At 67.4% G+C, this 25,310-nt stretch carries 27 protein-coding genes; 16 read left to right on the top strand and 11 right to left on the bottom strand.

From position 1 onward, the window contains the following. From sdhC to AC07NY_RS00125, 3 genes are all read right to left on the bottom strand, one after another. Positions 1-399: a succinate dehydrogenase, cytochrome b556 subunit gene (gene sdhC / locus AC07NY_RS00135; protein ID WP_494583629.1), complete on the bottom strand. Its 399-nt coding sequence runs from the start codon at positions 397-399 to the stop codon at positions 1-3. Between the two features lie 155 nt (positions 400-554). Then, entirely contained in the window at positions 555-1,616 is a 1,062-nt protein-coding gene (locus tag AC07NY_RS00130; RefSeq protein ID WP_494580853.1) for a MaoC family dehydratase, read from the bottom strand. Positions 1,617-1,781: 165 nt separating this feature from the next. Continuing rightward, positions 1,782-3,494, bottom strand: coding sequence for a serine/threonine dehydratase (locus AC07NY_RS00125; RefSeq protein ID WP_494580851.1), 1,713 nt, complete (start codon positions 3,492-3,494; stop codon positions 1,782-1,784). A gap of 167 nt (positions 3,495-3,661) precedes the next feature. On the opposite strand from AC07NY_RS00125, the gene AC07NY_RS00120 reads away from it, so the two are divergent. Further along, entirely contained in the window at positions 3,662-4,537 is an 876-nt protein-coding gene (locus AC07NY_RS00120; RefSeq protein WP_494580849.1) for an HpcH/HpaI aldolase/citrate lyase family protein, read from the top strand. Positions 4,538-4,739: 202 nt separating this feature from the next. On the opposite strand, the gene ppa is transcribed toward AC07NY_RS00120, so the two are convergent. Then, the gene (gene ppa / locus AC07NY_RS00115; RefSeq protein WP_265056912.1) at positions 4,740-5,279 is read right to left on the bottom strand and encodes an inorganic diphosphatase; all 540 of its coding nucleotides are present in this window, start codon (positions 5,277-5,279) and stop codon (positions 4,740-4,742) included. A gap of 152 nt (positions 5,280-5,431) precedes the next feature. Between ppa and AC07NY_RS00110 the strand changes: the two genes are divergently transcribed. Further along, positions 5,432-6,154, top strand: a complete 723-nt coding sequence (locus AC07NY_RS00110) for a fused DSP-PTPase phosphatase/NAD kinase-like protein (protein WP_492286050.1) — start codon at positions 5,432-5,434, stop codon at positions 6,152-6,154. A 4-nt stretch (positions 6,155-6,158) separates the two neighbouring features. Here the strand turns inward: AC07NY_RS00110 and AC07NY_RS00105 are convergent, their stop codons facing one another. From AC07NY_RS00105 to hmuQ, 3 genes are all read right to left on the bottom strand, one after another. Next, positions 6,159-7,616, bottom strand: coding sequence for a hypothetical protein (locus AC07NY_RS00105; protein WP_494580846.1), 1,458 nt, complete (start codon positions 7,614-7,616; stop codon positions 6,159-6,161). Positions 7,617-7,758: 142 nt separating this feature from the next. After that, on the bottom strand, positions 7,759-8,280 hold the full coding sequence (hutX, locus tag AC07NY_RS00100) for a heme utilization cystosolic carrier protein HutX (protein WP_494580844.1): 522 nt from the start codon (positions 8,278-8,280) through the stop codon (positions 7,759-7,761). 12 nt (positions 8,281-8,292) lie between these two features. Beyond that, positions 8,293-8,640 (bottom strand): heme-degrading protein HmuQ, encoded by a 348-nt coding sequence (gene hmuQ / locus AC07NY_RS00095; RefSeq protein ID WP_492286113.1) that lies wholly within the window; start codon positions 8,638-8,640, stop codon positions 8,293-8,295. Positions 8,641-9,006: 366 nt separating this feature from the next. Between hmuQ and AC07NY_RS00090 the strand changes: the two genes are divergently transcribed. From AC07NY_RS00090 to AC07NY_RS00075, 4 genes are all read left to right on the top strand, one after another. Next, positions 9,007-9,957, top strand: coding sequence for a heme/hemin ABC transporter substrate-binding protein (locus AC07NY_RS00090; RefSeq protein WP_494580842.1), 951 nt, complete (start codon positions 9,007-9,009; stop codon positions 9,955-9,957). Between the two features lie 23 nt (positions 9,958-9,980). Next, positions 9,981-11,060 carry a FecCD family ABC transporter permease gene (locus tag AC07NY_RS00085; protein ID WP_494580840.1) on the top strand — a complete coding sequence of 360 codons (1,080 nt, stop codon included), beginning with the start codon at positions 9,981-9,983 and terminating at the stop codon, positions 11,058-11,060. Continuing rightward, positions 11,053-11,877 (top strand): heme ABC transporter ATP-binding protein, encoded by an 825-nt coding sequence (locus AC07NY_RS00080; protein ID WP_494580838.1) that lies wholly within the window; start codon positions 11,053-11,055, stop codon positions 11,875-11,877. The genes AC07NY_RS00085 and AC07NY_RS00080 overlap by 8 nt, the downstream gene beginning before the upstream one ends. 113 nt (positions 11,878-11,990) lie before the next feature. Then, on the top strand, positions 11,991-12,503 hold the full coding sequence (locus AC07NY_RS00075) for a L,D-transpeptidase (RefSeq protein ID WP_494580836.1): 513 nt from the start codon (positions 11,991-11,993) through the stop codon (positions 12,501-12,503). A gap of 4 nt (positions 12,504-12,507) precedes the next feature. Here AC07NY_RS00075 and AC07NY_RS00070 read toward each other — a convergent pair whose 3' ends face one another. Continuing rightward, positions 12,508-13,455 (bottom strand): 2-hydroxyacid dehydrogenase, encoded by a 948-nt coding sequence (locus AC07NY_RS00070; protein WP_494580835.1) that lies wholly within the window; start codon positions 13,453-13,455, stop codon positions 12,508-12,510. 242 nt (positions 13,456-13,697) lie between these two features. On the opposite strand from AC07NY_RS00070, the gene AC07NY_RS00065 reads away from it, so the two are divergent. Next, complete coding sequence (locus tag AC07NY_RS00065; protein ID WP_047574507.1) at positions 13,698-14,015, top strand: DUF2853 family protein; 318 nt, start codon at positions 13,698-13,700, stop codon at positions 14,013-14,015. An 81-nt stretch (positions 14,016-14,096) separates the two neighbouring features. Here AC07NY_RS00065 and AC07NY_RS00060 read toward each other — a convergent pair whose 3' ends face one another. Beyond that, complete coding sequence (locus AC07NY_RS00060) at positions 14,097-15,401, bottom strand: class I SAM-dependent methyltransferase (RefSeq protein ID WP_494580833.1); 1,305 nt, start codon at positions 15,399-15,401, stop codon at positions 14,097-14,099. A 72-nt stretch (positions 15,402-15,473) separates the two neighbouring features. Beyond that, positions 15,474-15,695, bottom strand: a complete 222-nt coding sequence (locus tag AC07NY_RS00055) for a DUF1674 domain-containing protein (RefSeq protein WP_494580831.1) — start codon at positions 15,693-15,695, stop codon at positions 15,474-15,476. Positions 15,696-15,811: 116 nt separating this feature from the next. Between AC07NY_RS00055 and htpX the strand changes: the two genes are divergently transcribed. From htpX to AC07NY_RS00020, 7 genes are all read left to right on the top strand, one after another. Beyond that, the gene (gene htpX, locus AC07NY_RS00050) at positions 15,812-16,741 is read left to right on the top strand and encodes a zinc metalloprotease HtpX (RefSeq protein WP_494580830.1); all 930 of its coding nucleotides are present in this window, start codon (positions 15,812-15,814) and stop codon (positions 16,739-16,741) included. A gap of 1 nt (position 16,742) precedes the next feature. Next, complete coding sequence (locus AC07NY_RS00045) at positions 16,743-18,107, top strand: RsmB/NOP family class I SAM-dependent RNA methyltransferase (protein WP_494580828.1); 1,365 nt, start codon at positions 16,743-16,745, stop codon at positions 18,105-18,107. Positions 18,108-18,191: 84 nt separating this feature from the next. Beyond that, complete coding sequence (locus AC07NY_RS00040) at positions 18,192-19,910, top strand: heparinase II/III family protein (RefSeq protein ID WP_494580826.1); 1,719 nt, start codon at positions 18,192-18,194, stop codon at positions 19,908-19,910. A gap of 101 nt (positions 19,911-20,011) precedes the next feature. Continuing rightward, positions 20,012-21,604 (top strand): bifunctional phosphoribosylaminoimidazolecarboxamide formyltransferase/IMP cyclohydrolase, encoded by a 1,593-nt coding sequence (gene purH, locus AC07NY_RS00035; protein WP_494580824.1) that lies wholly within the window; start codon positions 20,012-20,014, stop codon positions 21,602-21,604. Positions 21,605-21,678: 74 nt separating this feature from the next. Then, complete coding sequence (locus AC07NY_RS00030) at positions 21,679-22,857, top strand: low temperature requirement protein A (RefSeq protein ID WP_494580823.1); 1,179 nt, start codon at positions 21,679-21,681, stop codon at positions 22,855-22,857. Positions 22,858-22,860: 3 nt separating this feature from the next. Next, the gene (locus AC07NY_RS00025; protein WP_494580821.1) at positions 22,861-23,139 is read left to right on the top strand and encodes a hypothetical protein; all 279 of its coding nucleotides are present in this window, start codon (positions 22,861-22,863) and stop codon (positions 23,137-23,139) included. Next, positions 23,136-23,624, top strand: a complete 489-nt coding sequence (locus AC07NY_RS00020) for a YbaK/EbsC family protein (RefSeq protein ID WP_494580819.1) — start codon at positions 23,136-23,138, stop codon at positions 23,622-23,624. The genes AC07NY_RS00025 and AC07NY_RS00020 overlap by 4 nt, the downstream gene beginning before the upstream one ends. Positions 23,625-23,627: 3 nt before the next feature. Here AC07NY_RS00020 and AC07NY_RS00015 read toward each other — a convergent pair whose 3' ends face one another. Continuing rightward, on the bottom strand, positions 23,628-24,431 hold the full coding sequence (locus AC07NY_RS00015; RefSeq protein ID WP_494580818.1) for a DUF72 domain-containing protein: 804 nt from the start codon (positions 24,429-24,431) through the stop codon (positions 23,628-23,630). Positions 24,432-24,625: 194 nt separating this feature from the next. On the opposite strand from AC07NY_RS00015, the gene AC07NY_RS00010 reads away from it, so the two are divergent. Both AC07NY_RS00010 and AC07NY_RS00005 read left to right on the top strand, forming a co-directional pair. Beyond that, a complete protein-coding gene (locus AC07NY_RS00010) occupies positions 24,626-25,096 on the top strand; it encodes a helix-turn-helix domain-containing protein (protein ID WP_494580817.1) in 471 nt (156 codons plus the stop codon). Continuing rightward, positions 25,096-25,293 (top strand): hypothetical protein, encoded by a 198-nt coding sequence (locus AC07NY_RS00005; RefSeq protein ID WP_494580816.1) that lies wholly within the window; start codon positions 25,096-25,098, stop codon positions 25,291-25,293. Before AC07NY_RS00010 ends, AC07NY_RS00005 begins: the two co-directional genes overlap by 1 nt. Positions 25,294-25,310: the final 17 nt, after the last annotated feature.

Raw genomic sequence — 25,310 nt, 5'->3', positions numbered from 1 at the left:
TCAGCGCAGGACCAGAGCGACGATCCAGACCAGGACCGTCAGGCTCACCGAGGCGACGAGCGTGAACTTCGCCATGTTCATGCGCGTCTGCGGCTCATAGCCCTTGCCCATGTCCCAGACGAAATGCCGGAGACCGCCGCACATGTGGTGGATCAGCGAGAAGCTGTAGAGGAAGAGCACGAGCCGGCCGAGGAAGGAGCCGGCGATGGCCTGGGCCGTGTCGAAGGCGGCCGGGCCGGAGGCGGCGGCGACCAGCCAGGCGGCGATCAGCACCGTGCCGAGATAGAGCCCCGTACCGGTGACGCGATGGGCGACGGACATCGCCATCGTCCAGGACCAGCGATAAATCTGCAGGTGGGGCGAAAGCGGACGAGCCGCGGGCTTGACCTCGGCCAATATCGTTCTCCGATCAAGCGGCCCGCTTGGAACGCGCGGACCCATTTGGGATCATTCTAGAGTGACTGGTTCTCTAACGAAACCGTTCCGGCGCTGCAATGCGGCATCGGCAGAACGAAGTTACAGATTCTGAAAATCGTCATTTTCTTACGAAAAGCTTACCGCGGCAGCAGCGCCCAGTAGTCGAAATCGAGAATCACGCTGGAATCGTACTGATCGCCAGCCTTCAGCGGGAAATCCGCGCAAGGCCGGTTTTTGGTTGCGACCAGCCTGAGTCGCAACGCGCCGACATCGCCGCGCTCGGGAATCTCCGCGCTGCCCAGCACCTCGCTCCAGGCATAGACGGTGTCGCCGGCGAAGAGCGGCGCGACATGGCGCCCGCCATTGATCGCCGCGATATGGAAGGCGTTGCCGAGCCCGTTGAAGGACAGCGCCCGCGCCAGGCTGATGACATGGCCGCCATAGATCAGCCGCTTGCCGAAGCGGGTGCCCTGCGCCGCATGCGCATCGAAATGCACCCGCGCTGTGTTCTGGTAGAGCCGCGTCGCGAGCTGGTGCTCGGCCTCCTCGACGGTCATGCCGTCGACATGGTCGATCCGCTCGCCGACAGCATAATCGCTCCAGCGGAAGGGCGAGCCGGCGAGCGCATCGTCGTAACCAGCGAGCTCGATCCGAGGGCAGCCCTCGCCGAGCTGCTCCGGCAGCACGGCCTTGGCCAGCTCCGGCACCTGCTCGGCATGGGCCGGCGTGCCGGGCTCGCGCTTGCGCACCAGCACCCAGCGCGCATAGCTCAGCACGATCGCGTTGTGCTGGTTACGGCCGATCGAGCGGACATAGACGATACCGGCATCTCCGGCCGAGGTCTGCTTCAGCCCGATCACCTCCGACGTGGTCGAGAGCGTATCGCCCGGATAGACCGGTTTGAGGAAGCGCCCATCGGCATAGCCGAGATTGGCGACGGCATTGAGCGAGATATCCGGCACCGTCTTGCCGAAGACGATATGGAACACGAGCAGGTCGTCGATCGGCGCCGTGGGATAGCCGATCGCGCCAGCGAAGGCGTCCGAGGATTGCACCGCGAAGCGCGAGCCATAAAGCGCGGAATAGAGCGCTGCATCGCCGGCCCGCACCGTGCGCGGCGTCGCATGGACGATGCTGTCGCCGAGGTGGAAATCCTCGAAGAAACGTCCGGAACTGGTCTTAGGGCTAGAGCCGGGCATGCATCGTCTCCTGATCGCAGGCGAGTGTGCGTTGCAACCAAGGGCGGCGGCAAGCCCTGCTGATGACGACAGCCGTCATGCTCGGGCTTGACCCGAGCATCTCAGGACGGAAAGGCGCCTCTTCCTGAATGAGATTCTCGGGTCAAGCCCGAGAATGACGCCCCTTCACCCTACGATCGCGGCGAGCTTCGCCAGGTCGACATTCGCGCCGCAGACGAGAACGCCGAGCCGCTCGCCCTTCGCCGGCTTGTAGGCCCCGCAAAGCAGAGCGCCCAGCGCCGCCGCCCCGCCCGGCTCCACACCAAGGCGGAAATCGCGCCAGAGCACGCCCTGCGCCTCCGTGATCGCCGCATCCGGCACCAGAGCGATGTGATCGACGCTATCCCGGGTCACGTCATAGACAAGCTGACCGACATTGCGGGCGCCCAGCGAATCCGCCGCCACCGACGCGACCTTGACCTCGACCGGTCCCTTGGCGTCGAACGCCGCCTGCAAGGCGCGCGAGCCTTCCGGCTCGACGCCGACGACCTTGACCTCGCTGCCCGCGAACCAGCTCGCGATGCCCGAAATCAGGCCGCCACCGCCGACCGCGACGAGTACCGTATCGAGATCGGGCTCCTGGCTGTCCCATTCGCGGCCGAGCGTGCCCTGCCCGGCAATGGTCTCCACCGCCGCGAAGGGATGGATCTTGAGCGCCCCGGTCTCGGCGACGAAGCGGTCGCAGGCCGCCTGCGCATCGTCATATTGCGCACCGCCGACCACGACATCGGCGCCGAAGCGCTTGATCGCCGCGATCTTGGCGGCGGGCGAGATCTCCGGCACGAAGATCGTCGCCTTCACGCCGCGCCTCGCTGCGGCATAGGCCACCGCCGCGCCATGGTTGCCGCCCGACGCCGCCGAGACGCCGGCTGCCGGCACCGGCAGCGAGAGCAGGTTGTTGAAGGCGCCGCGCGTCTTGAACGAGCCGGCATGCTGCAGGCATTCGAGCTTGAGCGAGATATTCGCCGCGGCTCCGAAGGCGCCCGTGCCCAGCCGCATCACCGGCGTGACGCGGGCATGGCCGGCGATACGCGCCGCCGCTTCCTCGATCATCGGACGGGTGACGGGGCGTGCGCTCATGACGATATCCTGATCAGGCTCGGACACTGGACGATAGGTCCAGATCGCAATCGGAAGCCCGTGGCTATCGCGTCCCGGCGGATCGGGGAAGGGCCGCCCGCGCCCGGCGGCAATGTGCCGGGCGACGACCAGCGCCGCCAGGGCATCGAGCAGGTCGTCGGCCGCAGCGCCGCGCGGCGGGCGGGCGTCGGCCACGTCTGCCGGGACGCCGGCTGCGGTCAGCAAGCTCCGGCGCTCAGTCAGCCCCTCCGGATTGACCACGCCCTTGATCTTCTTGGGGTGGAGCAGCGGCGCGCCTCGCATCGTGCGGAAAGCGAGCTCGGGATGAATCTCGAAGACGCGCTCGTGCAAACCGGGTTCGGATCGCAGCAGGCCGTCGATCTCACGAATCTTCGGAAACAGGTGAAAGCCCTGCTTGGAAACCTTCCGCGGCGGATCGGACGCCGCGAGCGCCAGCGCGCAGGCCTCCCAATAGTCGGTCGCCTCGACCGCCCAGCGCGCAGGGATGGAGAAGACAGAGGATTGCCGGTCGCCGAGCAGCGCCCGCACCGCCTGCTCCGGCCCGCGTCCAGAGCCTTGTACCCGATCCGGCAGGCCGATCGGCATGTCGACCGCGACGAGATCAGGCACGACCTCGCCTCCGAACAGATCGGCGAAGCGCTGAACCACGCGGATCACCGGCGCCTCCGCCCCGTCATCGGAAACAATGGCAGCGATCCAGCCGCCCTTGCAGCCATCGACGCCGGCGAGCCGTACCATCCCGTTTCCTCCGCCTTTCGCAGCGCTGGCATTGCAGCTGCGTTGCTCTACTGTGCAGTGCAGCACCAAAGCATTTTCAAGCGAAGTGGACACCGGTTCGCGTGAAGAACCAATGGTCCGCGCAGCGAATATGCGAGAGCTACAGCCGGCCCGTGTCAGGAGAGACCATGAGCACGATACGCCCCCGCCGCAGTGCCCTTTATATGCCGGGCTCGAATGCCCGCGCGCTCGAAAAGGCCCGCGATATCGCGGCCGACGTCCTGATCCTCGATCTGGAGGACGCCGTCGCTCCCGACGCCAAGGCAACCGCTCGCGAGCAGGTCTGCGCTGCCGTGAAGGCCGGCGGCTATGGCCGGCGCGAGCTGGTAATCCGCGTCAACGGCGTCGGCACGCCCTGGTTCGCTGACGATCTCGCCGCCGCCGCGGAGGCGAAGCCGCAGGCGATCCTGATTCCGAAGGTTTCCGCGCCGGAGACGCTGCACGAAGTCGGCCACCAGCTGAACGGCCTCTGGGCCGACCCCTCGATCACCGTCTGGGCGATGATCGAGACCCCGCTCGCCATCCTCGATGTCGAGCGCATCGCCCGCGCCGCCCGCGATCCGGTGGCGCGGCTCGCCTGCTTCGTCATGGGCACCAACGACCTCGCCAAGGAAACCCGCGCCCGCTTCGTGCCCGGCCGCGCGCCGATGCTGCCCTGGCTGACGAGCGCCCTGCTCGCCGCCCGTGCCCATGGCATCGACATCCTCGACGGCGTCTATAACGACATCAAGGACGAAGCTGGCTTCCTCGCCGAATGCGAGCAGGGCCGCGATCTCGGCTTCGACGGCCGCACCCTGATCCATCCTTCGCAGGTCGCGGTGGCCAATGCGGTCTTCGCGCCCGACGAGGCCGAGTTGACCAAGGCCCGCGCCGTCATCGCGGCCTTCAACCTCCCGGAAAATGCCGGCAAGGGCGCGATCCAGCTTGACGGCCGCATGGTCGAATTGCTGCATGCCGATATGGCAAAGCGCACCGTCGCGCTGGCGGAAGCGATCGCTGCGTAAGGGCTACGTTCGCCACCGGCGAGCGGACGTCATCCCGTGCGCGCTGCGGCACGTGAGTGCTGCTGCGCAGACGCGGGACCGCGCGACGAGAAGGCGCCTCTTAAATAAAAAGGCGCCCCTTGCACGAGAGGGCGCCTTTTCCTGAAAACGGTCCCGCATCTGCGCAGCAGCACTGCGTGCCGCAGCGCGTGCGGGATGACACTCAGCCCTTCTTCGCGGCCTTCGCGCGCTCGATCGCTTCGACGATCAGCTTCCGGGCCATGGCGGCGTCGCCCCAGCCCTTGAGCTTGACCCATTTGCCGGGCTCCAGGTCCTTGTAATGCTCGAAGAAGTGCTGGATCTGGTCGAGCGTGATCTGCGGCAGATCGGTGTAGTTATGGACGTTCTCGTAGCGCTTGGTCAGCTTCGGCACGGGCACCGCGATGATCTTCTCGTCGCCGCCGCCCTCGTCCTCCATCAGCATCACGCCGATGGGCCTGACCGCGATATAGGAGCCCGGCACCAGCGGGCGCGTATTGGCGACGAGGACGTCGCAAGGGTCGCCGTCTTCCGAGAGCGTGTGCGGGATGAAGCCATAGTTTCCGGGATAGCGCATCGGCGTATAGAGGAAGCGATCGACGAAGAGCGTGCCCGCTTCCTTGTCCATCTCGTACTTGATCGGCTCGCCGCCGATCGCCACCTCGATCAGGACATTGACTTCTTCGGGCGGGTTCTTGCCGATGGAGATGGCGTCGATGCGCATGCTGGAACCTGTCGCTTGGGAATTTCGCCGGGCCTTATGCAAGTTCGCGGCGAAAACGCCAAGCCCTTCCGTCGCGCTTGGTCACCAGACGATTTGCGTAGGCGCGCCCGCGCTGCTATCGGGCGCCCCATGAAAAGCTGCGAGATCAGGCCGTGCTGAGCCGCCTGCGCCCCGACGAAGAGCGCTATGCCCGCCGCATGGCCCGCATCGCCCGCTGGGACCGGCCGATCGAGGGCCGCGGCCAGCGCCTGCGTGCCTGGGCCAACATGCTGCTGGTCGACCACGGCATCTTCCGGCTCGCCTATCTCAACGCGCACCGCGTCACGCCGCGGCTCTGGCGCTCGGCCCAGCCGGCGCCGGGCCAGATCGCGGCCTTTGCCCGCAAGGGCGTCAAGACCATCGTCAACCTGCGCGGCGGGCGCGAGCATGGCTCCTGGCCGCTCCAGAAGGAAGCCTGCGAGCGCCACGGCATCAAGCTCGTCGATTTCGTGCTGCGCTCGCGCGGCGCGCCGGATCGCGAGACCATCCTCGGTGCCAAGGCGTTCTTCGAGAGCCTCGACGAGCCCGCCCTGGTGCATTGCAAGTCCGGCGCCGACCGGGCCGGCTTCTTCTCGGCGCTCTATCTGCTGGTCCACGAGGGGCGACCGCTCGACGAAGCCATGCGCCAGCTCTCGCTGCGCTACGGCCATTTCCGCTTCGCCAAGACCGGCATCCTCGACGCCTTCTTCGAGACCTATCGCCACGAGGGCGACGCGAAGGGCATCGCCTTCCTGGATTGGGTCGCCACGATCTACGATCCCGAGCGGCTGGAGCGCGAGTTCAAGCCGGGGCTCTTCTCCTCGCTGGTCGCCGACAGGCTGATCCGGCGGGAATAGCACTTTATCGAGCGGCGCCCGGAGCGGCGAGACCGTCGGCCGACGCCTCGACGGGATCGTCGAGATGCAGCCAGATGAAGACAGCATGCGTCAGCGTCCGCAGGATCGATATGGCGCCGATCGTCAGCAGCAGCTCCGGCGACAACGCAGCGAACCACAGCATGGCCGCGACCATCGCGAAAAGCGCGACGGCATTGATCGCGACCTGCCAGAAGGGCTGACGCGACAGCGTCGCCACTTCCTGCAGCGGCGCAAGCACGGCGATGCCGATATAGAACGCCGCCAGCAGCGCGACGACCTCGCCCAGGTCGTGCCACTGCGTCCCGACCAGCCAGTTATCGGCCACCAGTGCCACGACTGCGATGGCGCTGAACAGCACGACCGCGCCGCCGATCAGGCCGAGCGTCAGGACCCGCGCCCAGAAGCGTCGGCGCGGTCCGGCTTGGGCGCGCATACGGTTCAGCACCAGCGGGATCGACACCGTCCCGAACATCTGCGCCGGCATGTCCAGCAGCCGCATCGACAGGGCGATCTGCGCCGCGAGCACGGTGTTGCTGGCATAAGGCAGGGCAAGGAGGGGAGCTACAGCGAAACCATAGGCGAGCAGGGCCGCGGGGAGCAGGGCGCGCGGCGCATCGCGCCAGCGGATCGCCGCTTCCGCGAGGCTGCGCCACGACCACAGCGCCGGCTGGACCAGCGCGATCACGGATGCCCGCCTGCGCCGCAGCAGATAGGCGGCCGCCAGGACGTGCCCGAGCGCATCGGCCATGAACAGGGTCAGCGCCTTCGGCCCGAAGATCGCGATCAGGGCGAGCATGATCGCAGGCTGGACCATCGCCTGGACGACATTGCTGTTGCCGATGGCGCGGAAATCGCCCTCCGCCGTGGCCTCGGACCAGAGCAGGCGCAGCAGCGAGCGCGCCGCCAGCGACACCAGGAAGAAGAAGGCGACCGCCGGCGCGACCCAGCCGGTCACGGCAAGTCCGATCAGGACGAGGGCGGCGACGGCCATGAAGGCCACCCCGACCGCAGCCGCGAGCCGGAAGGCGAGGCCGAGCCGGGCGCGGTCGCTGTTCTGGAAGAACACCGCCTCCAGGCGCAGCAGCGAGGCGATCGAGACGAAGTTCGCAGCCGAGGAAAAGACCGCGAAGGCGGCGAAGACGAAGGGCGGGCAGAGGGCGGCCGCGATGATCAGGCCCCAGACCGAGATCAGCCTCGCCTGGACGAAGCGCAGGCCGAGCAGGATCGCGGAGCCCAGGTTCGAGCGCAGGGCCGGAACCCGCCTCGCCACGAACCTGCGGCCGGCCGCCAGGGTGAGTGCCGGGCGTCCATGCGGCAGGTGGGCCCGCTCCATGGTGACGTGCGCGGCCATGTCGACTCCCATCGCGGAACCGTCGGGCAGCCTGTCGTGAGCCATTTCCGCCTTGCCGCCCTGGAGGTCCGGGTCGCGAGGCGCGTTCATGGCTGACAGGCCTTCAGCCGCGAAGGCTGCGCCCGTATGGTTAACGAATGGTGAATCCCGCTCATGGCCCGTGTTCAATACCCGCATCGCGCGGCTTGCGCCACGCGATGCATGAGCCGCACCATCTCGTTTTTTTTGGGGCTCAGGCGAAGGTCGTCTTGAGCGCCTCGAACCGCGCCAGCTGATCGGCCAGCAATTCGCGCGCGGCATCGCGCCGCACGAAGACCTTGAACATCACCTCGCCGGAGCCGTTGAAGAACTGCACCGAGCAGGCGCGCCGGCCCTGCGCCGTCGAGCGATCGACCAGATAGATCGCCCGGCAGTTCTCCGCCTTGATATGCCCGCCGATCGGGCTGTCGCCGTGGATATTGTAATAGCCATGGCCGAAGCTGCCGACCGGCAGCGATCCCTCGCATTCCAGCACGATGTCGGGCGTGTGCATCAGGAAGAGCACGGTGCCCCAGGTCGCGAGCTCCTTCCAGACGTCCTCGAAGCGCTCGGGTGCCACGTGCTGGCGCTGCGCCTCGGGGAGAAGCTCGAGCACGGCGCGCGTCGAGACCTTCGCCTCGCGCGCGATCGCTTCGATCAGGCCGTCCGGCTTGGCGGCAAGCAGGGAGCGCGCATGCTCGATCGGAGCCTGCGCGATGGTGTCGGCGGTCGTCATCGGCTTAAGGCCTCACTCGGCGGCTTGACGGGGCAGATGCGGATTGGTCTCGCTGAGCACGGTCTCGAAGCCCTCGAACTCGGGATGGCCGAGATAGATCGGCTTCGGGCGCGGCTGGCCGGCACTGCGATGCGACTCGCGGAACTGCTCGGACTTGGTCCAGGCCGTGAAATCCTCCTTCGAGGCCCAGCTCGTATGCGAGGAGTACAGGGTATGATCCTCCTTTTCCGGCCCCTTCAGCAGGTGGAAGGAGAGGAAGCCCGGCATCTCGTCGAGCCGGCTCTTGCGTGAGGACCAGACCGTCTCGAAGGCGGCTTCCTCGCCCTTGACGACCTTGAAGCGATTCATGGCGATGAACATCGAAAAACCCTGCATCTGACGCGCCGGATAACGGCGGAAACGAACGACACCGCCGGAGCGGACGGACAATCGCGACCCCGGTCAAACGTCTCTTCAGGAAGAGGGCTCGGCCGGAACATGCGCAGGATCGACAACCGGCCGCCCGGCGGGATCGCAGCCGAGGAGCGCGGCGACGCGCTGCGTTGCCCTTGACCCCTTGTAGTAAAGGCTAATATCAGCGTCAATAATACCGCAAAGAGATCTTTGTTTTGAATAATTAAAAACAAAGATCTACTTTGAATGGAATCATTTTAAACTGACTGCAGCCTTCTTGCTTGAGCACTCGCAGCGGGAAAGCGCCCGTCTGCGTCTGAATGGAGTTGCGATATGTCTGGCTCGCGCATCACCGAAGCGCATCGCGGCCTCCGGCAGCCGAACCGCCGCACGTTCACCTCGGCTCTCGCCTTGAGCGCGCTTGGCCTCGGTCTCTCCCCCGCCCTGCCGATGGCCGCGCTGGCCCAGACGCCGGATCGCATCGTCGTCGCCGGCGGCGTCATCACCGAGGTGATCTACGCGCTCGGCCTGCAGGATCGCGTCGTCGGCGTCGACTCGACCAGCCAGTTTCCGCCGGAAGCCCTGAAGCAGAACGCCAATGTCGGCTATGTCCGCGCGCTCTCGGCCGAAGGCGTCCTCTCGCTGAAGCCCACGCTGATCATGTTGATCGACGGCGCCGGCCCGCCGGATGCCGTCTCGCTGCTCACCGAATCCGGCGTGAAGATCGCCCGCATCAATGACGGGCTGACCCCGGAGGGCGTCACCGCGAAGATCGCCGCGATCGGCGCGGCGATCGGCGCGGGCGTCCCGGCCGAGCGGCTGGCGGCCCAGACCAAGGCCCGCTTCGACGAGCTCGCGACGCTGCGCGCCGGCATCGCGAAAAAGAAGCGCATCCTCTTCCTGCTCTCCCTGCAGAACGGCCGCGCCATGGTCGGCGGCCGCAACAGCTCGGCCGACGGCATCATCGCGCTCGCGGGCGGCATCAATGTCGCCGACGCCATCGAGGGCTACAAGCCGATGACCGACGAGGCCATCGCCGCCGCAGCGCCCGACATGGTGCTGATGATGCGCAACAGCAGCGCCCATAACACCACGCCGGACGAACTCTTCGCGATGCCCGCCTTCTCCCAGATTCCGGCCGCGGCCGGCAAGCGGCTGGTCCATATGGACGGGCTCTACCTGCTCGGCTTCGGCCCGCGCACACCGATGGCGGCGCGCGACCTGATGGCCGCGATCTATCCGGAAGCCGCCATCCCGCCACTCAAGACCGCCGCCGCCCCGTGACCCTCGCGGCACCGTCCCCGACCGTGGCCACGACATCCCTGACGACGCTGATCGCGGGCCGGCGCCGTACCGGTCTGCTCGCCGTCGCCGGGCTCACGCTGGCCTGCCTGCTCCTGACCATCGTCGCCATCGGCCAGGGTGCGATCGCGATCGCGCCGGGCCGCGTCGCCGAGATCCTGATGGCGCGACTTAGCGGCGATACGAGCCTGCTCGAAGGGCGCGACGTGCTCGTCGTCCTGAATATCCGCCTGCCGCGCGTGCTTCTCGGCCTGCTCGTCGGCGCCGGCCTCGCCGTGTCCGGCGCCCTGATGCAGGGCCTGTTCCGTAATCCGCTCGCCGATCCCGGCCTCGTCGGCGTGTCCAGCGGCGCCGGCCTCGCGGCGGCAGCCACCATCGTCCTCGGCGACCGCTTCCTCGCGGGCACCATGATGAAACTGCCCTTCGCCGCCCTTCCTTTCGGCGCTTTCTGCGGCGGCCTCATCACCACGCTCGCGCTCTATCTGATCTCGACACGCGGCGGTCGCACCTCGGTCGCGACCATGCTGCTGGCAGGCGTCGCGCTCGGCGCCATGGCGGGCGCCCTCACCGGCCTGCTCTCCTTCATCTCGGACGACCGGCAGTTGCGCGACCTGACCTTCTGGTCCCTGGGCAGCCTCGGCGGCGCCAGCTGGACGAAGCTCTCCGTGGTCGCGCCGATCATCCTGCCGCTACTCCTGCTGATGCCTTTGCTGGCGCGCGGCCTGAACGGTCTGATGCTCGGAGAGGCCGAAGCCTATCACCTCGGCATCCCCGTCCAGCGCATCAAGGCGCTGGCGATCCTGCTGGTCGCGCTCGCCGTCGGCGCCAGCGTCGCCTCGGCCGGCATGGTCGGTTTCGTCGGCATCGTCGTGCCCCACCTGATCCGGCTCTCGGTCGGCCCGGATCACCGCCTGCTGCTGCCGCTCTCGGCGCTCGGCGGCGCAATGCTGCTGGTCGGCGCCGATATCGTCGCCCGGCTGATCGTCGTCCCGGCCGAGCTGCCGATCGGCATCGTCACCGCCACGATCGGTGCGCCCTTCTTCCTCTGGCTGCTCTTGCGCCGCACGAGCCTGATCGATGTCTGAAGCGAATCCGATCCTCTCCGGCCATGGCGTCAGCTTCCTCGCAAGCGGGCGAAAGCTCGTAGCCGGTGCCGACCTGCAACTGGCCGGCGGCACGACGACGATCCTGATCGGCCCCAACGGCGCCGGCAAATCGACCCTGCTCAAGCTCCTCACCGGCGAGATCAAGCCGGCCGGTGGCGAAATCCGCATCGCCGGCGAGCCGCTCCCGACGGTACCGGCCTGGCGTCTCGCCTGCCTGCGCGCGGTCATGGCCCAGCACGCCCGCCTCGCCTTCCCCTTCAGCGTCTACGAGGTCGCGAGCCTCGGCGTCGACGGCATCGGCCGGGCGCTGACGCGCCAGCGGCGCGAAACCATCGTCGCCGAAAGCCTGGCCGCAGCCGGGGTGATCGATCTCGCCGGCCGGCGCTACCAGACGCTCTCCGGCGGCGAGCAGCAGCGCGTCCAGTTCGCCCGCGTGCTCTGCCAGCTTGAGGCCGGCCGCAGCATCGCCGAGCGGCAGGTGCTCTTCTTGGACGAGCCGATCGCCAGCCTCGACCTCTGCCATCAGCTGGCGCTGCTCGACATGGCCCGCAGCATCGCCGCGCGCGGCGTCGCCGTTCTGATCGTGCTGCACGATCTCAACCTCGCCGTGACCTATGCCGACCATCTCGTCGTGATGGATCAGGGCCAGATCATCGCGCAGGGCCCGCCGGCGAAGACGCTGGACGACGCCCTGCTGCGTCAGGTCTTCAAGGTCGACCTGACGCTGAGCCGCGCGCCGGCGCCTGGCCTGCCCTTCCTGCTGCCGCAGCAACACCGCGCCAGACCGGCAGCGTAAAGCACTGATTCACCGGCGATTCATCCTGAATCGCCGCTTCACCATATCGCTCAACCCGCGCTTCACGGCTGCGGCGCCACAACTCCCGCCAGTTTCCAGCGGGAGTTCCGACCATGCTCAGACATGTCGCCCTTGCCACCATCGCCTTGTCGGCCGCCAGCGCGGCCGCGCCGCCCGTACAGGCGCGCGAGGTCGTCGGGATGCGCGACGGGCGCTTCGATCCCGGCACCATCGTGATCCGCACCGGCGAGCGGAAGCTCTATTACGTCACCGCGCCCGGTGAGGCGATCCGCTACACCGTCGCCGTCGGCAAGGCCGGCAAGCAGTGGCGCGGCGTCAAATATGTCGAGGAACTGCAGGTCGACCCGGCCTGGAGCCCGCCGGCCGAAGTCCGGCGCGACAACCCCCGCCTGCCCGACGTCATTCCCGGCGGCTCGCCCCGCAACCCGATGGGCGCACGCGTCATCGGGCTCGGGCCGACCGGGCAATACGCCATCCACGGCACCAACATGCCGAACACGATCGGCACCGCCGCCTCCTATGGCTGCTTCCGCATGCACAACCAGGACGTGATCGATCTCTATGCCCGCGTCCGGATGGGCACGCCCGTCGTCGTCCTGCCCTGATGCGCTAAAGCGATACGCCCGAAGGCATCGCCCGGCCGGCGAAGAACGCCTCGAGATTGCCGAGCAGCGTGCGCAGCTGGGCTTTCTTGGCGTCCTGCGAACTCGCGGCGATATGAGGCGTGAGCACGACATTGTCGAGCTGGCGCAAGCGCTCCGGCACATGCGGCTCGGCCGCGAAGACATCGAGTGCCGCACCGGCGATCCGCTTCTGTTCGAGAGCGTCGCAGAGCGCCTCCTCGTCGATGACGAGGCCGCGCGAGATATTCACGACATAGCCCTCCGGCCCCAGCGCGTTCAGGACGGCATCATCGACGGCATTGCGCGTCTCCGCGCTGGCGCGGACGGCGACCATCAGCACATCCGCCCATTCGGCGAGGCCGAGCAGGCTGTCGTGGAAGCTGTAAGCCAGCTCCGGCTTGGCCGTGCGGCTGTGATAGCCGACCTCCATTTCGAAGGCGGCTGCGCGGCTCGCGATGCGGCTGCCGATGGCACCGAGCCCGTAGATGCCGATCTTGCGGCCGGCCAGGTCCGGCGTATTGGACACCGGCTCGATACCCCGACGGTTCCAGAGGCCGTCTCGGACGAACCGATCGCCGCGCCCGATCCCGCGCATCGCGCAGAGCATTAGACCCACCGCGAACTCCGCGACGCTGCGCGCATTGGCATCGGCGGCATTGCAAAGCTTGATGCCGCGTGCCTTGGCTGCGGCCGCATCGACCCCTTCGATACCGGTGCCATAGCAGGCGATCAGTTCAAGCTGCGGCAAGGCGGCCATCAGTTCCGCGTCGGTCCGGAGCCCGCCATAGGTCACCAGCGCGCGGGCTTCGCGCGCCTCGGCCGGGATGCTCGCCGCATCGCCGCCATCGACCGGCCCGATCACCGTGTAGCTTTGCTTCAGGCTCGCAATCGCATCGTCGGCGAGACGCGGAATCATCAGGATCGTCGGCTTCATCAGGGTGCTCCGGGAGATGCTGCATCGCAGCACCGCATCGGCGCCGGCTCAACCCATGCTGACGTTGCCCCGGCCATCCGTGCCATGCATTCCCCGCCTTCGACCAAAGGCGAGCACAAGCGGTTCCAAAATCTGGAAATCAGGCCCGTTGCCCCCTCGCCCCCTGCGCAGAACCGCGTTAACCTCCGGCCCGCGACACGTAACCACCCGTACGCTCGTGCGGGTCAGGAAGGGGCTACCAGATGGATCATCTTGCCGACGTGAAGAAGTTCGCCAAGAAGCCGCTCAACGAAGCGGCCTTTGCCGGCATGTCGAAATCCTACGCGCTTGTGATGAGCAAACCCGACACCCGCTACGTCGCCTGCTCCGATCCGGCGGAACTCGATCGCGTCCGCGAGAACTTTCTGAAGAAGAAGCTCGGCCTGAAATCCGGTGACCTCGATGGATCCGTCAAGGCGATCTGCGAGCATATGAAGGCCGACAAGACCAAGTCCCGCCTGACCTTCTACTACCTGCTGGCCGAGCATCACGGAAAGCTCGACCTCTTCGTCAAGAAGTAAGCCTCGGCCCGGCAGATCGCCGGGCGACCTTCCCACATTGGACAACACGGGAGGCCGGCTTGTTGCCGGCCGAAATCCCGTTCAGGCCTGATAGAGGTCTGCGCGCGTCAGCGGCAGGCCGGACGGACCCTTGCGCCGCTTCGAGACCAGCGTCTGGTTGACCAGCGCCCCGCCGCGCTCGAAGGCGAGCGAACAGCCCGCCAGATAGAGCAGCCACATCCGCGTCCGCTCCGGGCCGATCTCGGCCTCGGCCCTGGCCTTGTTGGCCTCCAGCCGCTCCCACCAGAGCCGCGTCGTGCGCTGATAGTGCTCGCGCCAGCCTTCGACATCATGGACCTCGAAGCCGTGGCGCTCAAGATTGGCGATCGACATGCCCAGATGATCGAGCTCGCCCCCCGGGAAGATGTAGCGCACCAGCGCCCGATACTCGGCAGGCATCTTGTTGAAGGCCTTCTCGGTCTTCTTGGCCCGGCGCGAGATGCAGTGATGCAGATAGAGCCCGCGTGGCCTGAGCAGCCGGTTCACCGCCTGGAAATAGGAGGGATGGTTGCGGATGCCGACATGCTCGAACATGCCGATCGAGGAGATCTTGTCGAACTCCCCCTCCATCTGCGTGAAATCCTTGAGGTGGAGCCTGACCTTGCCCTGAAGCCCGAGCCTCTCGACCTTCTCGCGCGCCAGGGCGAGCTGCTCCTCGGCCAGCGTCACGCCATGGGCCTCGACGCCGTAATAGCGGGCGGCGTGACAGACCAATGCGCCCCAGCCGCAGCCGATATCGAGGAAGCGGTCCCCCGGCTGCAGGCGCAGCTTCCGGCAGATCATATCGAGCTTGTCGCGCTGGGCGCGTTCGAGATCGCCGTGATCCTCGGTGAAATAGGCGCAGGTGTAGACCATCTCCTCATCGAGGAAGAGCCGGTAGAAATCGTTCGAGACGTCGTAATGATAGGCGATATTGGCCTTGTTGGTGGCCGGCGCGCCGTCGCGTGCAATCTCGTCGCCCTTGCGATGGCTGACCGCGGCCTCGGCCGTGCCGGGCGCGAACAGGAAGCGCCTGATGACGTCGAACACGGCGCTCTTCGGGATGTTGCGCGCGAGCTTGCCGACCTTGCCCTCCGGCCGCGCCGCGGCGAGATCGAAGATCGAGCCGTTCGCGATCGCGATGCGGTCAGCGACATGCAGGTTGAGCAGCGTGTCGAGCTTCGGCTTGCGGAGCAGCGCCGCCATGACGCCGGCATCGGCAATGGCGATGGCGAGCCCGTCCTGCGGCCAGGCGGTCGGAACCATGCTGCCGTCCCAGAGCCGGAAGCCGAGCTTCAGGCCGAGCTTCTCATGCGCCTCGGCGAGAAGGCGGCGCAGGGCCGCGAGGCGCTTGTCGTTGCTGTCCATGAGGCCAATCCGCTGCTATCCGGCTGCTGTGTGGACGCTCGGCCGCTGATTGGCAATATTTGGGGGCCGGCGTCAGAAGTCGCTGGCGATGCCCTTCACTTCCCAATCGTCATAGCGCACCGGCTCCAGCCCGCCGCGCCCGTTGACCTCGCGCTGCTTGGCGACCTCCCTGGCATGCGCGTCGATCGCGGCGCGGCGCGCGGCCGCTTCCGCCAATGCGCGCTGCGCGGCAGGGGACAGAACCTTGGCTTCCGAAGCGTCCGCCGGCCTGTCCTGATCGGTTTTCTCGGGCATTTCGGCGGGTTTCCTTGCAGGATTCTCTTGCAGGATCGGGTTTGCCCTCACCACATAGGGCACGACGCTCGCGGATGCGAGGGCCTGCGCCACCACGCGCTTGAGAAGGGGTTTCGATGAATTACGTTCGCACCGGCATGTTGATGGCGGGCCTGACGGCGCTCTTCGGCGCGGTCGGCTATCTGCTCGGCGGCGGGGGCGGCATGCTGATGGCGCTCGGCTTTGCGGCCGTGACCAATCTCTTCAGCTACTGGAATTCCGACCGGATGGCGCTCGCCGCCCATAACGCCCAGGAGGTCGACGAGCGCACGGTGCCTGAGCTCTACGGGATGGTGCGCGATCTCGCCGCCCGCGCAAACATGCCGATGCCGCGCGTCTACCTGATCCAGGAGGACCAGCCCAACGCCTTCGCCACCGGCCGCAACCCGCAGAACGCGGCCGTCGCGGCGACGACCGGCATCTTGCGCACGCTGACTTATGAGGAATTGGCCGGCGTGATGGCGCACGAGCTCGCGCATATCAAGAATCACGACACGCTGACCATGACGATCACCGCGACCTTCGCCGGCGCGATCTCCTCGCTCGTCACCTTCGGCATGTTCTTCGGCTCGCGCGACAACCGCCCCAATTTCATCGTCCAGATCCTGCTCTCGATCCTCGCGCCCATGGCGGCCGCGCTGATCCAGATGGCGATCTCGCGCTCGCGCGAATACGAGGCCGACAAGCTCGGCGGTCAGATTTGCGGCAATCCGGTCTGGCTCGCCGACGCGCTCGCCAAGATCGCGGCAGGCGTTCAGCACATCCCCAGCGAGACAGCAGAGGCCAAGCCTGCTACGGCGCACATGTTCATCATCAATCCCTTGACCGGCGGCGGCATGGATAATCTGTTCTCGACACACCCCGACACCGGCAATCGCATCGCCGCCCTGATGGAGCAGGCGCGCGCGCTCGGCATCGGCCGCAGCAGCGCGGGCACCGGCTTCACCGCCCAGGCCGACAACAATCCGTGGGGCAGCGCCCCGCGCCAACCCGGTCCGTGGGGCTGAGATGGCTGCTCAACCCTCCTCTCGCCACCCGGCCCAGCCGGAAACGACGCTCAAGCTCGACGATGCCCCGGGCCTGCCGGCCCGCCGGCTCGCCGCCGCCGTCATCGACGAAGTCCTGCGCGCCCGCGTCGCGCTCGACGAGACGCTGGAGCGCATGCTGCCGGAATCCGGGCTCGACGCCGCCGATGCGAGCCTCGCCCGCGCCATCACGGTGACGGCTTTCCGTCGCCTCGGCACGATCCAGCAGGCGATCGACGCACGCCTCGACCGTGGCAGCCCGCGCAAATCCGGTCCGTTCGAGCCGATTCTGACGGCCGCCGCCGCCCAGATCCTCTTCCTCGACGTGCCCGACCATGCGGCGGTCGATATCGCCATCCGCCACCTGCATGAGGACCCGCGCTCGGCCCGCTATGCCGCGCTCGGCAATGCCGTGCTGCGCCGCCTTGCCCGCGAGCGCGACGCCGTCCTCGCGGAGGCCCAGGCCGAGGTCTTCGGCGACACGCCTGACTGGCTGGTGGAAAGCTGGTGCACGGCCTATGGCGAGGATACCGCCGCTGCGATCGCGCAGAGCCATCGCGAGGAGCCGCCGCTCGACCTTTCCGTCAAGGCTGACGCCGCCGGCTGGGCCGAGAAGCTCGACGGCATCGCCCTGCCGATCGGCTCGGTGCGCCTGCGCGAGCGCCAGGCCATTGCCGGCCTGCCCGGCTTCGACGAGGGCGAATGGTGGGTTCAGGACGCCGCCGCGACCCTTCCGGTGAAGCTCCTGGCTCCGCAGCCCGGCGAACGCATCGCCGACCTCTGCGCCGCGCCGGGCGGCAAGACCGCCCAGATCGCTGCCGCCGGCGCCAATGTCACCGCGCTCGATCGCTCCGGCCCGCGCCTGCGCCGTCTCAAGGCCAATCTCGCCCGGCTCGGCCTCTCCGCCGAGGTCGTCACCGCCGATGCCGTGACCTGGAAGGCGGAAGCCTTCGATGCCGTGCTGCTCGATGCGCCCTGCAGCGCGACCGGCACGATCCGTCGCCATCCCGACGTCGCCTGGACCAAGCTGCCCGAGGATCGCGACCGCCTCGCCGCCCTGCAGGCGCGCCTGTTCGATGCCGCCGCCGCGCTGACGAAACCGGGCGGGCGCCTCGTCTACTGCACCTGCTCGCTCGAGCCGCAGGAAGGCGAGGAGCAGGCGGCTGCCTTTCTCGCGCGCAATCCCCAGTTTCGTCGCGAACCCGTTCGCCCCGAGGAAATCGGCGGTTTGGCTGAGGCAATCGACGGGAACGGCGATATCCGCACCTTGCCGCACCAGTTGCAGGGCGAAACCCCGCGTCTTTCGGGATGGGCAGGATTTTACGCAACCCGCCTGATCAGGCTATGACGGAGCCGGGATTCGCGCGGCACGCCGCCGCGCCCGGGCACGGAGTCGACGGGGGATTTGAGCGGGTGGGCTGAGCGACGGGGATTGGCCCAGGCCGCGATCGGACGAGCGGCGCGGCGGACCCGTGGCCAGTTCGTCGGAGCGAGCCGGCGCCTCTGGCCCTTCGGCCGCAACAGCGCGACGCGCCTGCTCTTCGCACCGCACGACCTGCGTACCGCCGACCCGACCACGGCCGGCGATTTCTACGCAGGCTACTATGCCTTTGCCGGGCGGATGCTGCGCAGCCATGGCGAGTCGCCCTTCGACGCCACGCCGCCGAGCGAGGCCTGGGCCGAGGCGCTCTACGGCTTCGGCTGGCTGCGCCATATGCGCGCTGCCGACACCGCCATCGCCCGCGCCAATGCCCGCAGCCTCGTCGAGGATTTCATCACCCGGCGCCGGGATCGCCACGACATCGCGCGCCGCCCGGCCGTGACCGCGCGCCGGCTGATCGCCTTCCTGTCGCATTCGCCATTGCTGCTGGAGGGCGCCGACCACGTCTTCTACGAGCGCTATCTGCGCCATATCTCCCAGCTCACCGACAGGCTGAGCCTGGCCCTGGCCGGCGCCGTCGAAGGCGCCGATCGTCTGAACGGCCTGATCGCCATCGCCTTCGCCGCGATCTGCCTCGACGGGCAGGACGGCCGCCGCCGCCGGATCGAGACCCTGCTCACCGAGGAGCTCGACGAGCAGATCCTGCCCGATGGCGGCCATCTCTCGCGCAATCCGCGCCTGCTGATCGAATTCCTGCTCGATCTCCTGCCGCTCCGCGAAACCTTCGCGGCCCGCGGGCTGGAGCCGCCGCGTGGCGTGCTGACCGCGATCGAGCGGATGATGCCGCACTTACGCCTGTTCCGGCATGGCGACGGGGCGCTCGCTTTGTTCAACGGCATGGGCACGACCCCGCCGGACCTGATGGCGACGCTCGCCGCCTATGACGACGCGCGCGGCCGCCCGACCGAGCACGCCGCCTATTCCGGCTACAGCCGCCTTTCGGCTGAGCGCAGCATCGTCGTCGCGGATGCCGGCGCTCCGCCGCGCGGCGCCTACTCGGTCGAGACCCATGCCGGTTGCCTTGCCTTCGAATTCTCCAGCGGCGCCCAGCGCATCATCGTCAATTGCGGCGCCAGCCGCTTCGGCCCGCCCGAGCTGAAGCTCGCCGCACGCAGCACCGCCGCCCATTCGACGCTCGTCCTCGACGATCGCTCAAGCGCGAATTTCGGGATGGTGCTCGGCGAGATGCGCGTCGTCTCCGGCCCCCGCGATGTCCGTGTCGCCCGTCAGGATGGCGCGGACGGCGCCGAATGGGTCGCGAGCCATGACGGCTATCGCCGCAGCCTCAGTGCCACCCATACCCGCCGCCTGACGCTCGCTCGCGATGGTGCAGCGCTGGCGGGCGAGGACGAGGTTGCCCTTGCCGGCACGCGTACGGAACTCGCAGCCGCCCTGCGCTTCCATCTCCACCCCAATGTCCGCGCCAGCCTCGTCCGCGACGGCACGGGTGCGCTGCTCGCGCTCGCTTCCGGCGAGGTCTGGAGCTTCGAGGCCGGCGGACTGACCATCGCCATCGAAGAGAGCCTTTTCCTGGCTTCATCCGATGGGCGCCGGCGCACCGAGCAGATCGTCGTCGCCTTCGATGCGGTCGCGAACCCGCGCGTCGCCTGGCGCCTCAGCCGGATCAGCGCCGCCAATCCCCGCGCCGGCAAGACGGTCGCCGCCGCGATCGCCGAGCGCGAGGCCAGGGAACCCGCACCTGACGCGTGACGGTTCTGCGACGGCGGCTTTTGCCTTTTGCAGCGCAGCATGATAGCCCGCGCGCGTCTGCCGAAACTGCCTTCCTGCAATCAAAGCCGGACCTGATCCCGATGCCGAATGAGCTTCGCCGCGTCGAACGCGCGCTCCTTTCCGTTTCCGACAAGACGGGGCTGATCGATTTCGCGCGCGCCCTCCACAAGCTCGGCATCGCGCTGGTCTCGACCGGCGGGACCGCCAAGGCGATCGCCGAGGCCGGCCTGCCGGTCTCGGACGTCTCCGACCTCACCGGCTTCCCCGAGATGATGGATGGCCGGGTCAAGACCCTGCACCCGAAGGTCCATGGCGGCCTGCTCGCCATCCGCTCGCATCCCGAGCACCAGGCCTCGATGCTCGGCCACGGCATCCAGCCGATCGACCTGCTCGTCGTGAACCTCTACCCGTTCGAGGCGACGGTCGCTGCGGCCAAGCCCTATGACGACTGCATCGAGAACATCGATATCGGCGGCCCCGCGATGATCCGCGCCGCTGCGAAGAACCATCACGATGTCGCCGTTGTCGTCGAGCCGGCCGACTATCCTTCCGTCCTCGCCGATCTCGAAGCCCAGAAGGGCGCGACCACGCTGACACTGCGCCGCAAGCTCGCCCAGAAGGCCTATGCCCGCACGGCGGCCTATGACGCGGCGATCTCGAACTGGTTCGCTGGCGAGCTGGGCGATACCGCCCCGGCCTTCCGCGCCCTTGGCGGCGCCTTGGCCGAGACGATGCGCTACGGCGAGAACCCGCATCAGTGGGCTGCGTTCTATCGCACTCCCGAAAACCGCCCGGGCGTCTCGACCGCCCGTCAGGTCCAGGGCAAGCAGCTCTCCTACAACAACATCAACGACACTGACGCCGCCTTCGAATGCGTCGCCGAGTTCGTTCCGGAGGCTTCGGCCGCCTGTGTCATCGTCAAGCATGCCAATCCCTGCGGCGTCGCGGCCGGCGGCTCGCTGCTCGAAGCCTATGAGCGCGCGCTGGCCTGCGACCCCGTCTCGGCCTTCGGCGGCATCGTCGCCCTGAACCGCAAGCTCGATGCGGCTGCCGCGAAGAAGATCGTCGAGGTCTTCACCGAGGTCATCATCGCCCCCGACGCCGACGAGGAGGCGATCGCGATGATCGCCGCCAAGAAGAACCTGCGCCTGCTGCTCACCGGCGGCCTGCCGGATGTCCGTGCGCCGGGCCTGTCCTTGCGCACCGTCTCCGGCGGCTTCCTTGCCCAGTCGCGCGACAACGCCGTCGTCGACGACATGGAGCTCAAGGTCGTGACCAAGCGCCAGCCGAGCGAGCGCGAGCTCGCCGACCTGCGCTTCGCCTTCCGCGTCGCCAAGCACGTCAAGTCGAACGCCATCGTCTACGCCAAGGACCTTGCGACCGTCGGCATCGGCGCCGGCCAGATGAGCCGCGTCGATTCCTCGCGCATTGCCGCCTGGAAGGCCGCCGAGGCCGCGAAGGCGGCCGGCGTCGCGGAGAGCCTCGCCAAGGGCTCGGTCGTAGCGTCGGACGCCTTCTTCCCCTTCGCCGACGGCCTGCTCGCGGCAGCCGAGGCCGGCGCAACCGCGGTGATCCAGCCGGGCGGCTCGATGCGCGACGACGAGGTGATCAAGGCCGCCGACGAGGCCGGCCTCGCCATGGTCTTCACCGGCCACCGCCACTTCCGCCATTGACGGCGGCACGGACCGCGGGACACCCTCGCTGACGGGCTGCGCGGGAAGCCGCGCGGCAGGGGACAGGGGTCTGCATGGCCAAAGCTCGAAAACCCGGCGCGCTGCTTAGGGAGCGCGTCGAACACCAGCATGCGCGGGTCAGCTATGTGGAGCTGTTCTTCGATCTGGTCTTCGTCTTCGCGATCACCCAGATCTCGCACACGCTGCTCGAGCATTTCAGTCCGCTTGGCGTGGCGCAGGCCGCCTTCCTGCTCGCCGCCGTCTGGTGGATCTGGATCTATACGAGCTGGGTGACGAACTGGCTCGATCCCGAGCGTCCGCCCGTCCGGATCCTGCTCTTCGTCCTGATGCTGCTCGGCCTGGCGATGTCCTGCTCGCTGCCGCAAGCCTTCGGCCCCGGAGGGCTCATCTTCGCCGGCGCCTATGTCGCGGCCCAGCTCATCCGCTCGCTTTTCACGATGGCGAGCCTGAAAGATTCCCCCCCCGCCAACTACCGCAACTTCCAGCGCATCAGCATCTGGCTGTCGATCTCGGCGCTGTTCTGGATCGCTGGCGGGTTGAGCGAGGGCAATCTGCGGTTCGGCCTCTGGCTCGTCGCGCTCGGCATCGAATATGCCGGCCCGGCTCTCGGCTTTCGCGTATTCCGTCTCGGCCGCTCCGAGACCACCGACTGGAATGTCGAGGGCGGCCACCTCTCCGAGCGCTGCGCGCTCTTCATCATCATCGCGCTCGGCGAGTCGATCCTGATCACCGGCGCCACCGCCGCGAAACTGCCGGTCACGGCCGCCAACCTGACAGCCTTCCTGAACTCCTTCCTCAGCTCGATCGCGATGTGGTGGATCTATTTCCATATCGGCGCCGAGCGGGCGAGCCACCATATCGCCCGATCCGACGATCCCGGCCGGATCGCCCGGATCGCCTATACCTATCTGCATGTCCTGCTGGTCGCCGGCATCATCCTCGTCGCGGTCGGCGACGAGCTGGTGATCGCTCATCCCGGCGGCCATACCGACGCGAAGACGGCGATCGCCGTCCTCGCCGGCCCGGCCTTCTATCTGCTCGGCAATCTCCTGTTCAAACGGGTCACCGCCGGCTGGTATCCCCTCTCCCATCTCGTCGGCCTCGGCCTGCTCGCCATGCTCACGCCGGCCTGGACGGTGCTGCCGCCCCTGGGCTTCAGCCTGGTGGCAACCGCGATCCTGATCCTGGTCGCGGCCTGGGAAGCGATCTCGCTGCGGCCAAAGGAGGCCTGAACCATGCATACCATCAAGGTCATCGGCATCGGCTTCGCCCTGCTCGGCATCCTGCTCGTCCTGGCGCCGCGCCTCGCCGTCTCCGCCGGACGGCCGATCCCCTTCGCGGTGAAGCTCTTCCTGCCGCTCTGGTTCACCGGGGCCCTGATCAATCTCTGGATCGGCGTCGCCCGGGCGGGCTATACCGTGATGGAGGAAGCGCCGATCTTCCTCGTCGTCTTCGGCGTGCCGGCGATCGCCAGCCTGCTGATCCTGTGGCTGACCTCCCGAATCGCCCGATGAGCCTCGAATCCGTCCGCGCCTTCTTCGCCGAGCACGCTCCCGACATCGCCGTCATCGTGACGCCTGAGAGCAGCGCGACCGTGCCGCTCGCTGCGGCTGCCCATGGCGTCGAGCCCGGCCAGATCGCCAAGACCTTGTCGCTGCGCATTGGGGACGAGGTCGTCCTGGTCGTGACCCGCGGCGATGCCAGGCTCGACAACCGGAAGGCCAAGGCGGCGCTCGGCGGCAAGCCGCGCATGCTCGGCCAGGAAGAGGTCGAGGCCCTGACCGGCCACCCCGTCGGCGGCGTTTGCCCCTTTGGGCTCGCGACGCCGCTCAAGGTCTATTGCGATATCTCCCTGAAAGCCTTCGACATCGTCGTCCCGGCCGCTGGCTCGACCCATAGCGCGCTGCGCATCGCGCCTGCGCGCATGGCCGAGCTGACGAAGGCCGAATGGGTCGACACCTGCCAGGAAGCGGCCCTGGAGGCCGCAGCGGCCGAGTAAAGCTCAGCCCTTCGTCCGCGCGATCAATTCCATGGCGGCGGCGGGATTGCGCACCTTGTCGCCGCTGATGACATAGAGGAAGACGTCGCGCTTCTCGGGCTTGGCCGCGGGCCCGACTGGTTCCAGGCCATCCGGCACACCACCCTTGGCCCAGACCTGCGCAGCCATGGTCCAGCGAGCGAGCCCCGTCTCGGAATAGCCCTTCGGCTCGGCCTCCTTGGTTCCCATGATCCGCGCATAGACGAAAGGCGCCGTCACATCGGCGATCTGCGTGTAATCCGCATCGGCCGAGGTGATCGCGGCCACGCCATAGGCGCGCAGCAGCGCGATGAAATCCGGAGAGCGGAAGCTGTCATGGCGCACCTCGACGGCGTGGCGCAATGTGATCCCGTCCAGCTCCTTCGGCAGCAGCTTGAGGAAAGCCTCGAAATCGGCCGGGTCGAACTGTTTCGTCGGCATGAACTGCCAGTTGATCGGGCCGAGCTTGTGCCTGAGTTCCGTGAGTCCGCTGGTCAGGAATTTCTCGACCGACGGCCCCGCTTCCGCCAGCACGCGCCGGTTCGTGCAGAAACGCGAGCCCTTCAGCGCGAAGACGAAATCGTCCGGCGTCTCCTCGCGCCATCTGGCGAAGCTCTCCGGCTTCTGAGAGCCATAGTAAGTGCCGTTGATCTCGATCGAGGTGAGCTTGCTCGCGGCATATTCCAGCTCGCGCTTCTGCGGCAGCCCGTCCGGATAAAACGCCCCGCGCCAGGGCTCGAACACCCAGCCGCCGATGCCGATATGGATCTTGCCTGCTTCGCGCGCCATGGGTGCTCCGTTCTTCCGATACCGATACTGGCGCGAATGACAGATCCGGCGCCACCCGCTTTCGGCATTGATCGACGCTACTCCCATAAGCGACAGGCAGATGTCAGGAGAGCCGCCGCGCAACCCATTGGACGCTTCGCACGGTTGCAGCATAGTCTGCCGCATTCTTCCTCCGATTGCAGCGGAAGGTTCTCATGGAACCGGATAGGGATGGCGTGAACCGGCATATCGGAGGTCGGCTTCGGCTGCTGCGCAGCAAGCACAGGCTCACCCTGAAGTATATTGGCGAGCTACTCGGCGTTTCGCATCAGCAAGTTGAGAACTACGAATCCGGGAAGCATAGATTGACCGCCGATGCGCTTTTTATTCTCTCGCGTCGGCTGAAAGTCGATCCACGCTTCTTTTTCGAGGGCTTGCTGGAGCCCTCGTCGGAGAGAGGCTTCGCTGATGGAGCAGTGTCGGAGTACGGCTCTGAACCGGCATCTTCCCCGGAGAGTTCTCGATTGGACGGAGCGTTCGCGCAGATTCGCTCCCGGCAGCTGCGGATGCTTACGGTCCAACTCGTTGAAACGGTAGCCGCCGTAGATGCTGGCGCTGCGAACCAACGAATCTCCGGAAGCCCGGCGCGCAAGCGCCGAGAAGCCTCAGAGCCTCCGAAGCCCTGATGATCCATCTCGCGGAAGCTTATCGGCCCCGGATCGTTGAGCGGGAGAGCTTGCTGGAGGATCCGGAGCTTCAGGACGAGGCGATCAAAGCAATTCGGTTGATGATCGAGCGCATCATCGTCACGCCCCGCGATGGCGGCGGCGTCGACCTTCGAGTTCCACGGCGACCTGGCGTGGATTCTGGCGGTTTGTTCTGAGAACGCAAAAACCCCGT

It is taken from the genome of Allobosea sp. GW821-FHT09G06 (genome assembly GCF_059416005.1).
The sequence above is the reverse complement of the archived record's forward strand: the minus strand, read 5'-3'. Positions and strand labels throughout refer to the sequence as shown.